Origin of the sequence: Rhizobacter sp. (assembly GCA_019635355.1) — a bacterium.
GTDB lineage: Bacteria > Pseudomonadota > Gammaproteobacteria > Burkholderiales > Burkholderiaceae_C > Rhizobacter.
Map to the genome: position 1 here is coordinate 4706413 of JAHBZQ010000001.1, position 13384 is coordinate 4719796.

General features: G+C 69.1%; 10 protein-coding genes. 7 read left to right on the forward strand and 3 right to left on the reverse strand.

Going from position 1 to position 13384, the window contains the following annotated elements; all coding sequences use genetic code 11:
* Positions 1-5: 5 nt before the first annotated feature.
* Both KF892_21865 and KF892_21870 read left to right on the forward strand, forming a co-directional pair.
* Positions 6-1835: a carbamoyltransferase gene (locus KF892_21865; GenBank protein ID MBX3627672.1), complete on the forward strand. Its 1830-nt coding sequence runs from the start codon at positions 6-8 to the stop codon at positions 1833-1835.
* A 58-nt stretch (positions 1836-1893) separates the two neighbouring features.
* Complete coding sequence (locus KF892_21870) at positions 1894-3051, forward strand: SGNH/GDSL hydrolase family protein (protein MBX3627673.1); 1158 nt, start codon at positions 1894-1896, stop codon at positions 3049-3051.
* Here KF892_21870 and KF892_21875 read toward each other — a convergent pair.
* From KF892_21875 to KF892_21885, 3 genes are read right to left on the reverse strand one after another with little or no spacing between them, the layout of a single operon-like run.
* Complete coding sequence (locus KF892_21875; protein MBX3627674.1) at positions 3048-4043, reverse strand: DUF1839 family protein; 996 nt, start codon at positions 4041-4043, stop codon at positions 3048-3050. The two genes, KF892_21870 and KF892_21875, sit on opposite strands and share 4 nt — an antisense overlap.
* 2 nt (positions 4044-4045) lie before the next feature.
* Entirely contained in the window at positions 4046-4951 is a 906-nt protein-coding gene (locus tag KF892_21880; protein MBX3627675.1) for an amino acid--[acyl-carrier-protein] ligase, read from the reverse strand.
* 4 nt (positions 4952-4955) lie between these two features.
* Entirely contained in the window at positions 4956-6128 is a 1173-nt protein-coding gene (locus KF892_21885; protein MBX3627676.1) for an acyl-CoA/acyl-ACP dehydrogenase, read from the reverse strand.
* Between the two features lie 233 nt (positions 6129-6361).
* Between KF892_21885 and acpS the strand changes: the two genes are divergently transcribed.
* Genes acpS through KF892_21910 form a run of 5 tightly spaced genes read left to right on the forward strand, consistent with a single transcriptional unit; the run spans position 6362 to position 13365 of the window.
* Positions 6362-6820 carry a holo-ACP synthase gene (gene acpS, locus KF892_21890; GenBank protein MBX3627677.1) on the forward strand — a complete coding sequence of 153 codons (459 nt, stop codon included), beginning with the start codon at positions 6362-6364 and terminating at the stop codon, positions 6818-6820.
* A gap of 26 nt (positions 6821-6846) precedes the next feature.
* Positions 6847-7086, forward strand: a complete 240-nt coding sequence (locus KF892_21895) for an acyl carrier protein (protein MBX3627678.1) — start codon at positions 6847-6849, stop codon at positions 7084-7086.
* Positions 7087-7094: 8 nt separating this feature from the next.
* Positions 7095-9635 (forward strand): glycoside hydrolase family 2 protein, encoded by a 2541-nt coding sequence (locus KF892_21900; protein MBX3627679.1) that lies wholly within the window; start codon positions 7095-7097, stop codon positions 9633-9635.
* On the forward strand, positions 9632-11401 hold the full coding sequence (locus KF892_21905) for an alpha/beta hydrolase (GenBank protein ID MBX3627680.1): 1770 nt from the start codon (positions 9632-9634) through the stop codon (positions 11399-11401). Before KF892_21900 ends, KF892_21905 begins: the two co-directional genes overlap by 4 nt.
* A complete protein-coding gene (locus KF892_21910) occupies positions 11398-13365 on the forward strand; it encodes an acyltransferase (GenBank protein MBX3627681.1) in 1968 nt (655 codons plus the stop codon). Before KF892_21905 ends, KF892_21910 begins: the two co-directional genes overlap by 4 nt.
* Positions 13366-13384 lie beyond the last annotated feature (19 nt).

Genomic DNA, 13384 nt, shown 5'->3' on the forward strand with positions numbered 1-13384 from the left:
CGACGATGCGCATTCTCGGGATCTCGGCCTACTACCACGACAGCGCTGCGGCGCTGGTGGAAGACGGCGTCATCGTCGCGGCAGCACAGGAAGAGCGCTTCACCCGCAAGAAGCACGACGCGCGCTTCCCCACGCACGCGATCGACTACTGCCTGAAGCGCGCCGGTGTCGGCCTCGAAGGCATCGACCGCGTGGTGTTCTACGACAAGCCCTTCCTGAAGTTCGAGCGGCTGCTGGAGACCTATCTCGCGTTTGCGCCGCTGGGCTTCAAGTCGTTCCGCATGTCCATCCCGCTGTGGCTGCGCGAGAAGCTCTTCCTGAAAGACCTGCTGCAAAAGGCCTTCCAGAAGATCGACACCGACAAGAAGTGGAACGGCGAGCTGCTCTTCAGCGAGCACCACCTGAGCCACGCAGCCAGCGCGTTCTTCCCGTCGCCCTTCGAAGAAGCCGTCGTGCTCACGATGGACGGCGTGGGCGAATGGGCCACCACCTCGGTGGCCATCGGCCGCGGCCACAAGCTCGAGGTGCGCAAGGAGATCCACTTCCCGCATTCGCTCGGGCTGCTGTACTCGGCGATGACGTACTACACCGGCTTCAAGGTGAACTCGGGCGAGTACAAGGTGATGGGCCTCGCGCCCTACGGCGTGCCGAAGTACGTCGACCTCATCTACAAGCACCTGATCGACGTGAAGCCCGATGGCTCGTTCCGCATGGACATGAGCTACTTCAACTACGCCACCGGCCTCACGATGACGAACGACAAGTTCGCCAAGGTCTTCGGCGGGCCGGCGCGCAAGTCGAGCGAGCCGCTGACGCAGCACCACATGGACCTCGCCGCTTCGCTGCAGGCGGTGACCGAAGACATCGTGCTCAAGCTCACCCGCTCGTTGCGTGAAGAGACGGGCATCGAGAACCTGTGCCTCGCCGGTGGTGTGGCGCTCAACTGCGTGGCCAACGGCAAGGTGCTGCGCGACGCACGCTTCAAGAACGTCTACGTGCAGCCGGCGGCGGGCGACGCGGGCGGCGCGCTCGGCGCCGCGCTCGTGGGCTACCACATGCAGCTGGACCAGCCGCGCACGGTCGATGGCGACAAGATGCGTGGCTCCTACCTCGGCCCGCAATTCGAGCAGGCCGACATCGAGGCCCGCCTGAAGGCCGCGGGTGCGAAGTTCGAGACGCTCTCCGACGAAGCACTGCTCGAGACCTCGGCCGCCGACCTCGCCGAAGGCAAGGCGATGGGCTGGTTCCAGGGCCGCATGGAGTTCGGCCCGCGTGCGCTCGGCAATCGCTCCATCATCGGCGACCCGCGTTCGCCCTCGATGCAGAAGACGCTCAACCTCAAGGTCAAGTACCGCGAGTCCTTCCGCCCGTTCGCCCCTTCGGTGCTGCGCGAGAAGGTGGCCGAGTGGTTCGAACTCGACGGCGACAGCCCCTACATGCTGATGGTGGCCGACGTGGTCAAGTCGCGCCGGCTCGAGATGACGCCCGAGCAGCAGAAGCTCTTCGGCATCGAGAAGCTCAACGTGCCGCGATCCGACATCCCGGCCGTCACGCACGTCGATTACTCGGCGCGCATCCAGACGGTCGAGAAGCACGTCAACCCCCGCTACCACGGCCTGCTGTCGGCCTTCGAGCGCAAGACGGGTTGCCCGGTGCTGGTCAACACCAGCTTCAACGTGCGTGGCGAGCCGATCGTCGGCACGCCGGAAGACGCGTTCCGCTGCTTCATGGGCACCGACCTCGACGTGCTGGCGGTCGGCAACTGCTACCTGCGCAAGGAGCAGCAGGACCCGTCGCTGAAGCAGAACTACGAAACCGCCTTCGAACTCGACTGAGCTTCGAGGCGAGCAGGGCGGCCCACGCGGCCGCCCTTTTTCATTGGAAAGCACGAAGATGAGTTCCCTCAAGAGCAAGCTGCAGTCCATCGGGCTGGCCGCCGTGGCGATCGGTGTCTCGCTGGTGCTGGCCGAAGGTGTCTCGCGGCTGGTGGTCGATGCGGCCGACTTCCTCAACGTCGACCCGGTGGCCGACGAGTTCCTCGGCCACAAGCTCGCGCCCGGCGCCGGTGGCCATGACGACCTCGGCTTTCGCAACCGCGCGGTGCCCGCGCAGGCCGACATCGTGGCCATCGGTGACTCGATGACCTACGGCTCTGGCGCACCGCGTGACGGGGCCTGGCCGCAGCAGCTCGCCGCCTTGAGCGGCCAGAGCGTCTACAACATGGGCCTGGGGGGTTACGGCCCGCTGCAGTACCTGCACCTCGCGGGCCACCAGGCCAAGCAGTTCAAGCCGAAGCAGCTGCTCGTGAGCTTCTATTTCGGCAACGATTTCGTCGACGCCTACATGCTGCCGCAGAACTTGCCGCGCTGGGCCGGCTGGAAGGAGAGCGGCGCCGCCTCGGCACCGGCGCCCACGCCAGCGATGGCCCCGTCGGAAGCAGCCCCCAAGCCGACCAAGCGCGGCGGTGCGCTGCGCGACTGGCTGTCGCGCCACAGCGTGCTCTACGGCCTGCTGCGCACCACGGTGCTCGCGCCCTTCGCAGTGGCCGAGCAGAAGAAGATGGCCGACAAGATGACGCCCGACGAGCGCATGAGCTGGTCCGACCCGGCCGCGCCCGACATCAAGACCGTGTTCACCGCGCAGCAGCGCACGTCGGCCCAGGACCCGTCGCAGCCCCACATGCGCGAGGGCATGCAGATCACCAAGCGTGCGTTCGCGGCGCTCAAGGACGAAGCCGACAAGCAGGGCATCCCGCTGCGTGTGGTGCTGATCCCCACGCGTGAGCGCATCTACTGCGCCTACCTCAAGTCCACCAACGCGACTTTGCCGCCCGCTCACGTGAAGCTGTGCGACCTGGAAGAGGCGAACAAGACCGAGCTGGTGCAGGCTTTCCAGGCCAAGGGCATCGCCTACGTCGACCCGACGGCGGCGATGGAAGCGCAGGTGCGCAACCACGTGCAGATCTACCCGCCGACGTCCGACGGCCACCCGACCTCGCTCGGCCACAAGGTGATCGCCGAAGCGGTGCTGTCGGCGCTGAAGAAGCCTTAACGCCCTGGCTGGGCGAGGGCGGGTTCGAGCAAGGCCATGCCGCTCGCCCAGGCTTGGGCGGCTGGCGCAAGGGCCTCGGCGGCGTTGAACGCGCGCCGGGCGTTGACCACGCGCGCGCCCTTCAGGATGAGGGCCTTGCTCTCCTGTGCGATCACGCCGAACTGCTCGGCTGCGGCGCTCAACGGTGCGTCGGGCCGGTGCGGCTGCAACCAGCGCAGGCAGGCGGCGGCGAGCTCGAAGGCAGCGCCCAGCTGGCGGATCGTCGTGAAGGCCCAGGCGTGGTAGTGCACGAGGCCTTGCTCGTGCAACTGGGGCAGGTCGCTTGCGAAGCGAGCCGCGAAACGCTCAACGGGGTTGCTGGCCGGGCGCCACGCGAAGTGCTCCTGGAGCAACTGCCATGACAGGCCGGCCAGCGCCTCGGGTGAGCGCCGCTGGAGGCGGTCGAGCCGCACCAGCTCTGCATAGAGCGGCAGGGTTTGCGCAGCGTTTTCGTCGAGCCGGAAGGTGCGCCGGAAGTCTTCCCCTTCGAGCTGGAAGTAGCCCGCGTTGTGGAAGTACCCGAGGCGCTCGTGGGCCACGTCGAGGTCGTTGAGCACGATGGTGGTCTTCACGTGCTGCTGGCGGTAGTCGGTGCCGGCGGTGTCGGGCAGCCAGAAGGCGTCGGCCTCGGTGCTGATGAGCTTGCCGGCGGCCAGGTGCTCGGCCGCATGCTCGATCAGCGGGCGCCAGACGTTGAGCTCCTGCACGTCGATGCCGTAGAGCTTCTGCAGGTCGGGCAACGGTGGCTTGAAGAAGGTCCAGTGGTCGCCTTCGAAGTCGGCGGCCAGGGTGAAGGGCATCAGCGCGAGCGGTTCGAGCTTCAGGGTGTGGAGCAGCTCGATCCACACATCGGCGTAGCAGTTCTTCTCGACCCACACGCAGGTCTCGCCGTGCAGCGCGTGGCGCGGGTAGGCCTCGGGCGACAGGCCCGGCAGGGCGCAGGCACGCGGCATGGTCACAGCGCCAGTTGCTGGCGCACCGCCTCGGGCCACTGCGAGGGGTCGAAGCCGTGCGTCTTGATGAGTGCCAGCGTCACCCGCTCCAGCCCGAAGCCGAGGCAGGCGGTGCTGGCCAGGGTGTCGTCGGCATTGCGGATGCCGAACTTGCCGGAGAAGTGGTCCTGGTGCCAGTTGAACGAGCAGATGGCGGTGGGCTTCTCTTTTGAGATCACCGGCACCAGGATCTCGAACTTGAGCTTCTGGTCGACCTGGTTGGCCGCCATCATCTTGCCGGCGCGGCCGAAGAAGGGGTCGGACGCGACGTCGCTGTTCGCATCGAGCCCGAGGCCGCGCAGCAGGTCGAGCGAGCGCTGCAGCCAGTCGTTGCGCCACTGCACCACGTCGTCGTTGCTGGCCACGCGGATGAACTCGCGCATGCGGAACGATTGCAGGCGCGTGGGCTCGTCCGAGGGCTCGTGCCGGTAGACCCAGTTCAGCACCGTCACGAGCCGCCCGCCTTGCGGTAGCAGGCCGCTGAAGATCGGGTAGACGGGGTAGCAGGCCGCGGGGGTGAGCATCACCTCGGTGATGTCGAGCAGGTCTTCCCAGCGTTCGCCGGCCTGGGTGCGGGCCGTGATCTCCCGGGCCTGCGATTCGTTGCCGAAGAAGCTGTGCACCGAGCCCGCGAGCTGCGGGAAGCTGTTCATGTAGCCGACCTTCTCGATCAGCTGGCGCGCCACGATGGGCGGGAACATCAGCTCTTCCGCGCCGTCATCGGCCGCGGTGCGCGACACGAGTTCGTTGAAGCCACGCAGGATCTTCTCGAACACCGGGCCGCGCCCGTAGCCACCGCGGATGCCGGTCGGAAGGATGAGGCCGTGTTCGACCAGCCCCTGGTAGAAGGTTTCGATGTCGTAGATCACGTCGTCAGATGCCCAGAGTGTCTTTGTGCACGAGCAGCATCGAGGCGCTCTTGGCGGCGATGCGTTCGTTCGAGATCATGAGCGACGCCGACAGCACGTCGCGGTAGTGGCGGCCGAGCGAGAAGGGCGAGTCGTTCTTGTAGCCGAGCACGCCCACGATCTGCAGGGCACGGTGCACGATCTGCGGCGCGGCTTCCGAGCACGCGATCTTCAGGTTGTTGAGGCGCAGCGCCCAGGCCATGTCGAGCAGCTCCTCAACGCTTGCCTGATCGAACGCCTGGGCCGAGGCCTGCCATTGCTGGCGCATGCCCTGCAGTTGCGCTGACACCTCGGCCAGGCGCGTGGCCGTCGGCGGCACGGTGCCGGGCTTCTTGCGCGCTTCGCCGCGCACGTAGGTGGCGGCACGGTTCACCGCATCGGCGGCGATGCCCCACCATAGCGCGGACCACAGGATGTGCGAGTACGGCACCATCGTGTCGGCGGCGATGTCGGCGAAGGAACCGGGCACGATCTGCTCGATGGGCCCGGACGATTCGAGCCGGAAGCCCGGGCTGCAGGTGCCGCGCATGCCGAGGGTGTCCCACGTGGTGGTCTGCTCGAGCTTGCTCGCGTCTTCGCGCTTCACGAGCACCAGCACCTGGTCGCTGCTCGGGGCTTGCGAATCGCGTCGGCAGGTCACGAGGATGGCGTCGGCGTTCGCGCAGTACGAGCCAGTGGTCGCGTCTTTCGCGAGCACGAAACGGTCGCCGTGACGTTCGACGGCGCAGATGCTGGAGCGGGTGTCGCCGAAGGTGCCCACCTCGGAGGTCATCGAAGCCAGCAGCGGTTGAAACTTGACCAGATCACGCAGGTATTGGGCGAAATACGGATCGTCGGCGCCGTGGCGTGCCAGGCAGGCCACCTGGATGTAGTGCATGGCAAGCACCATGCCGCTCGCGCCGCAGCCTTGCGACAGGGTCGCGCACAACTGGGCCAGCTCCTGCATCGTGCAGCCGGCACCGCCCAAGGGCTGCGGCACGGGCGCACTCAGCACGCCAGCGCTGCGCAATGCGGCCACGGTTTCCGCCGGGAAGCGCGCCTGCGCATCGACGTCTGCCGCATGCCGTGCCGCCACAGTGTTGCTGACCTCGCGCGTGGCGTTGAGCAGGGTCTCGAAGCGGGGTGTCGGTGCAGTCATGGAAGCGGCGGTATGGCCTTCGTCGGCGTCATCAATCAAGGATAGCGCCGCGTATCGCACCGGCGCATCCCGCAGATGATGGCTGCTCCGGTAAAGCTTGCGTGCAGTACGTCACGGCCTCATCAGAACTTGCTACCCCCAAGGCCGATGGCCCCCTCCATGAAGGGGATTTCATGACCGGGCAGGATCGCCCATGCTAAGCAACAGCAGCTTCCTGCAGGATCGTTTTCGCCATGTCCAACGCCATCTCCCGACTCGATGTCGCCGCGCCCGCAGCGGCGCGGATGCGTGTCGGGCTCGACGTGGTCGACATCCGGCGTGTCAGCGAATCGATGGAACGGTTTGGCCCTCGCTTCGCTCAACGTCTGTTCAGCGAAGACGAGATCGCCTATGCATCGTCGGGCGAAGGCCAGGCCGCTGAGCGGCTGGCCGCGCGCTTCGCGGCGAAAGAGGCGGCGATCAAGGCGTTCGACCTGGCCGAAGCGGGTGTGGCCTGGCGAGACATCGAGGTCCGCAAATTGCCCAATGGTGCGTGCTGCCTGGCGCTGCATGGCCGCGCGGCCACCGAGGTTGAGCGCCTGGGCGTCAGCGAGATCGCCCTGAGCCTGAGCCACGATGGCGATTTCGCCGCCGCCGTGGTGACGGCCCTGCTGGACACGCCTTCACGAATTACTACAACACATATTCTTTGAGGTACGACATGAACACGGCTGAAGAAATAGAAGACAAGATCCGGGAAGTGCTCCGCGACCATGCGCGCCTGAGCAAGCCCGTCGACCAGATCGAACTCACGACCGATCTCTACCAGGCCGGCATGACCTCGCATGCCAGCGTCAACGTGATGCTGGCGCTCGAAGGCGCGTTCGACATCGAATTCGCCGACCACATGCTCAAGCGCAGTGTCTTCACCAGCGTGGCTTCCATCCGCGACGCCGTTGCCGAACTCACGCACGCTTGACCCGTGACATGACGCCCGCAGCCCAGGACACCCCGCAACGGGTCGTGCTGGGCGGGATGTGGCAGATCTGCGCCACCGCGCCAGGGCGCTGTACTTCCCCGACGCAGCTCGATGCACTCGCTCCCGGCGAGTGGCTCACGTCCCCCCACGCCGGCACGGCCGCTGCCCTTTTGCGCAGCGCCGGCCGCTGGTCGCTCGACGGACCGGCCCGCCGCTTCGACGCCGAAGACTGGTGGTACCGCACCCGCTTCACGCCGCCCTTGCTCGATGCGGGTGAGGCGCTCTGGCTCGGGTTCGACGGCTTGGCCACGTTGGCCGACGTGTGGCTCAACGGCCACCTCATCCTGCACAGCGACAACATGTTCCTCTCGCACGAATGCGAGGTCGCGTCGCTGCTGGTGCCGGGGGAGAACCAGCTCGACATCCGCTTCCATGCGCTCGACGCGCTGCTGGCCGCCAAGCGCCCACGCCCCCGCTGGCGCGTGCCGATGGTCCCGCAGCAGCAGCTGCGCTGGCACCGCACCACCTTGCTCGGGCGCACGCCGGGCTGGTCGCCGCCGGCCGCGCCGGTCGGGCCGGTGGGCGCGATCTGGTGGGAGCGGCGTGGCGCACTCGACCCGCTGCGCCCGCAATTGCATTCAAGCGTCGACGCCGAGGGCCGCGGCCGGGTGCAGGTGCATGGCACGCTCAGTGACGCGGCCCGCGCCAGCATCGAGCGCATCGAACTCGAGCTTCGCCGCGGCGACGAGGTGTGGCGCACGCCGCTCGCCATCGCCGATGGGCGATACGAGGGCACGCTCACCGTGGCGCGGCCGGCGTTGTGGTGGCCCCATACCCACGGCGAGCCTGCGCTCTACGAGGCCCGCCTCATCACGCAGCGGCGTGATGCGCCAGGCCCGACCACGCAGCACCTGCGCCCCTTCGGCTTCCGGCGCGTCGACGCCGACACCACCGCAGGCCGCTTCGGCCTGAAGGTCAACGGCGTGCCCGTCTTCTGCCGTGGCGCCTGCTGGACACCGCTCGACGTGGTCTCGCTCACGAGCAGCCCCGAAGCGCTGCACACCGCCGTTCAGCAGGCCCGCGATGCCGGCATGAACATGCTGCGTGTCGGCGGCACCATGGTCTACGAGGGCGATGCCTTCTTCGACGCCTGCGATGCGCTCGGCGTGCTGGTGTGGCAAGAGTTCATGTTCGCCAACATGGACTACCCCGAGCACGACGAGGCCTTCCTCGCGAGCGTGCGCGCCGAGGTGGCGCAGCAGACGGCGCGCTGGCAAGGCCGTGCGTGTGTGGCCGTCGTCTGCGGCAACAGCGAGGGCGAGCAGCAGGCAGCGATGTGGGGCGCGCCACGCGAGCTGTGGGCGCCGGCGCTCTTCCACACCACCCTGCGCGAGGCGGTGGAAGCGGCGCTGCCGGGGGTGCCCTACTGGCCATCGAGCGCCCATGGCGGCGCGTTTCCGCACCAGGCCAACGCCGGCACCGCGTCGTACTACGGCGTGGGGGCCTACCTGCGGCCGCTCGACGATGCGCGCCGCTCGGAGCTGAGCTTCGCCACCGAGTGCCTGGCCTTCGCCAACGTGCCCGACGAGCGCACCGTGGCCCGCATGCCCGGCGGCCTGGGCCTGCGGGTGCACCACCCCGGCTGGAAGGAGCGCACGCCGCGCGACCTCAACGCCGGCTGGGACTTCGAAGACGTGCGCGACCATTACCTCGCCTCGCTCTTCCAGGTCGACCCGGTGCAGCTGCGCTCGGTGGACCACGAGCGTTACCTCGCGCTCAGCCGCATCGTGACGGGCGAGGTGATGGCCTCGGCCTTCACCGAATGGCGGCGCCCCGGCTCGCGCTGCGGCGGGGCGCTCGTGTGGTTCCTGCGCGACCTGTGGGCCGGCGCCGGCTGGGGCCTGGTCGACGACACCGGCCTGCCCAAGGCCTGCTTCCATGCGCTGCGCCGCGTGCTGCAGCCGGTGGCCGTGCTGATCACCGACGAAGGGGTGAATGGCGTGGCCGTGCACCTTGTCAACGAGCGCGCCGAGCCCCTCGTGGGCGAACTGACCTTGTGCCTCTACGGCAGCGGCGATGCGCGGGTCGACGAGGCCAGCCTGCCCGTCACCGTGGCCGCACGCGGCGACACCAGCATCGCCCTGGCGCAGCACCTGGGCGGGTTCACCGACGTGTCGTATGCCTACCGGTTCGGGCCGCCGCCCGTGACGCTGGTGCATGCACAACTGAAGGCGCCCGACGGCCGTGTCGTCGGCGAGGCCTTCCACTTCCCGGCCGGCCTGTCGCAGCCGGTGCACGACGACCTGGGCCTGAGCGCGCGCTACGAGCCGGGCCGCGGCGAGCTGGTGCTGACGACCACGCGCGCCGCGCAGCATGTGCACGTGCAGGTCGACGAGCACCTGCCCGTCGACAACGACTTCCACCTCGCGCCCGGTGCCACACGCTCGCTGGCGCTGCAGCGCACCGGCGCTGCCACGGGCCGCCCTTTGAAGGGCTGGGTGTGGGCGTTGAACGCCAGCCGCCCCGTGCCCATCGTGGTGCCGACATGAAGCCGCTGCCGGCACGGCCCCTGTACTTCGGTGCCGAAGGCGCGCGGCTGTTCGGCTGGCTGCACTTGCCCGCGCCGGAGGCCCGGCGAGGCGTCGGTGTGGTGGTCTGCAATCCCTTCGGCTTCGAGGAGGTCTGCGCACACCGCAGCCTGCGCCAGTTCGCGATGGCCCTCAGCGCGGCGGGCTGGCCCAGCCTGCGCTTCGACCATGCCGGCTGTGGCGATTCCGAAGGCGACGAGTTCGAGCCCGACGTGCCGGCCCGCTGGCTGGCTGGCGTGAACGCCGCCATCGACACCCTGAAGGCGGCCGGTGGCGTGCAGCAGGTGGTGCTGCTCGGTGTGCGCCTCGGCGCCACGCTCGCGGCGCTCGCAGGCATGGGGCGCGACGACGTGGCGGGCCTCGTGAGCATCGCGCCGGTGGTGCGCGGGCGCGGCTACATCCGCGAACTCACGATGCTCGGGCAAGGGGGCAGTGCGGCCGCGGCGTCGCAGGCCGATGTGCTCGAGTCGGCCGGGTTCGTGATGGCGCGGGCGACGGAAGAGCACCTCTCGCAGCTCGACCTGCGCCGCCTGCCGCAGGCCCCCGCGCCCCGTGTGCTCATCATTCCGCGCGACGATCTCGAAGACGGCGTCGACTGGCAGACCTCGCTCAAGGCCCTGGGCGCCGACGTGCAGGTCGAGCGTTTGCCGGGCTACGCCGACATGGTGCAGGACCCGCAGCGCAGCGTCGCGCCGCAAGCCATGATCGAGGGCGTGGTCCGCCGCATGCAGGCGTGGGACGACGCGCTCGCGCTGTGCCCCGTCGTGCCGGTGCCGTCTGCCGGCGATGCCGTGCTGCACCTGTCTGCCGCGGTGACGGAGCGGCCGGTCCACATCGCCACCAGTTCGGCGTCGGCGATCTTCGGCGTGCTCACCGAGCCCGAGGGTGGCGTGGCCTCGCAGCGCGGCCGGCCGGCGGTGCTGATGCTCAACTCCGGCGCGGTGCATCACATCGGCCCCAACCGCCTCTGGACGCGGCTCGCACGCCAATGGGCGGCGCGCGGGGTCACGGTGCTGCGCATCGATCTGTCGGGCGTGGGCGACAGCCCCGCACGCCCCGGCGCGCCGGAGAACGTCGTCTACTCCGCGCATGCCATGCAGGACGTGACCGACGCGCTGGCCTACCTGCGCGGCGAGCTGGGCGCCGACGAGTGCCACCTGCTGGGCCTGTGCTCGGGCGGTTACCACGCGTTCAAGGCGGCGGTGGCGGGGCAGCCGGTGGTGTCGTCGACCGTGATCAACCCGCTCACCTATTTCTGGCACGACGGCGACACACTGCGCGACGTGAAGGACTACGAGCTGGCCGAACTCACCTCGCGCTACCGCGACAAGGTCTTCACCCGCGAGCCCTGGCTCAAGCTGCTGCGCGGCCAGCTCGATGCGCGCGTGATCGCGCAGGTCGGCCTGCGGCGCACCTGGGGGCACATCGAACCCTACCTGCTGCGGCTGGCGCGCCGCCTGCGCATTCCGCTGCGCGATGACCTGGCTGGCGAGTTGTCGCGTGCGGTGCGCCAGGGCATCCGGCTGCGCTTCGTCTTCGCGGCGCGCGCCCCCGGCTACGACCTGTTGCGCAAGCAGGGCGGGAGTGCGATCGACCGGTTGGTCGAACGCCAGCTCGCATCGCTCGACTTCGTGCCCGACGCCGACCACACCTTCACCCGCCTCGAAGCGCGCGAACGGCTGGTGGCGCTGCTCGACCGGCTGGTGCCCGTCTCGCGCGCCGCATGAGCGCCGCACGAGACGACTACCGGGTCGACCTCAACGGGCTGCGCGGCCTGGCGGTCGCACTCGTCGTCGCCTTCCATCTGCAGCTCAAGGGGGCGGCCGGCGGCTTCATCGGCGTCGACGTGTTCTTCGTGCTGTCGGGCTACCTGATGACGCAGATGGTGTGGCGCCGGCTCGACGCCGGTCGCTTCAGCTATGCCGACTATCTGGTGCGCCGTGCCGCGCGCATCTGGCCGGCGCTCGCTGCGCTGGTGTTGCTGCTGCTCGTGGCCGGTGCGGCGTGGCTGCCGCCCTTCGACATGCAACGCCTGGCCGAGCAGGGCGTGCGTGCGCTGGTGTTCGTCTCGAACCACTACTTCCTCGCGCACAGCGGCTACATCACGCATGCGGGCGATTCGCTGTGGCTGCTGCACACCTGGTCGCTGTCGGTCGAGTGGCAGTTCTACCTGCTCTACCCGCTGCTGCTGATCGTGCTCACGCGCTGGTCGCCGCGGGCACGCCGCAAGGCAGTCGCCGTGGCTGGCGTGGCGCTGTTGCTGCTGCTGTCCCTGGCGTGGCACCTGTGGCTGTCGCGTCGCGCCGCAGAGAGCGGCTTCTTCCTGTTGCTCGCACGCATGTGGGAGCTGCTGGCCGGCGCACTGGTGGCGCTGCTCGCGCAGCCGTCTGCTGGCGGGCGCTGGCGAGCCTGGGGCAGCCATCTCGGCCTGGCGCTGGTGCTGGTCGGCGCACTCCTGATCGCTGCTGCGCGGGTGCGCACCGTCGGTGCAGGAGCGTGGCTCGTGCTGCCGGTGCTCGGCACGGCGATGGTCTTGTGGGCCGATGCCGACAACCGCGTGCTGCGCAACCCGGTGCTGCAAGGCCTGGGCCGGTGGTCGTACTCCATCTACCTCTGGCATTGGCCGCTCATCATCGGTTTGCGCCTGACCGACCTGCCGCAGGCCCACCCGTGGGCCTGCACCGCGGCGATCGCGTGCGCATCGGTGCTGCTGGGCTGGGCTTCATACACCTTCGTCGAGCGCCCGCTGATGCAGCGCCGGGCGGGGCGCCTGCGCACCGTGGCGGCGCCGCTGGCGACGATGTTGGCGGCCGGCGCGGTGGTGTTCGCCGTGCTGGCCACCGCGGGCCTGCCGTCTCGCAAACCGGGCCGCGGCGATTTCTACGACGGCTACTGGGCCTCGGTGAGCTCGCGCTATTTCCCCGATGCCTGCAGCAACTACAAGAAGCCCTTGCAGGAGATCAAGCCCTGCCGCATCGAGAAGCACACGCCCGCCCGCGTGCTCGTGATCGGCGACTCGCATGCCGAGCATTTCTACGCGTGGTTCGTGGCGCACAGCCCGGGCTCGGTCGATTTCTACACCGCCGCCGAGTGCCCGCCGGTGCCGAACCTGCGGCGCACGCAACCCGGCTACCACTGCGCCGAGTACGCGGCCGAAGCCTGGCGCAAGGCACAGGCCGAGCCCTACGACACCGTGGTCGTGGCGGCGCGATGGGCCACCGTGGGCTTGGCCGGGGCGCCGTATTGCCATGCGTCGGGCGACGGTCGCTGCGTGGAGCCGCCCACCCTGTCGGCCAAGCAGCGCGTGGTGCTCGACGAGCTGCGCACCGCCGTGATGGCCACGCTGGCCCGGGGCAAGACCGTCGTGCTGGTCGACAGTGCGCCCGAATCCACCCTGCGCGTGGCCGACCGGGTGGCGCGCGAGCAGTTCTGGTACGGCCAGGTGCGCCTGAGCCTGCCGGCCGCCGCCCTGCGCGCGCAGACCGGCTGGATGGAACCCTTGTTCGAGGGGCTCGCGTCGACGCCGGGCTTCCACCGCGTGAGCCTGCGGGGCCGGCTGTGCAACGAGACCTCGTGCCGCGTGTACGACGACGCGTTGAAGCGGCCCATCTACTACGACGAGAGCCACTTCGACCCGCTGTGGATCGAGCGGCAGGCCGACCTCTTCGCGCGTTTCATGAAAGCGTCGTGACACGCGGCGCATCGCGCCC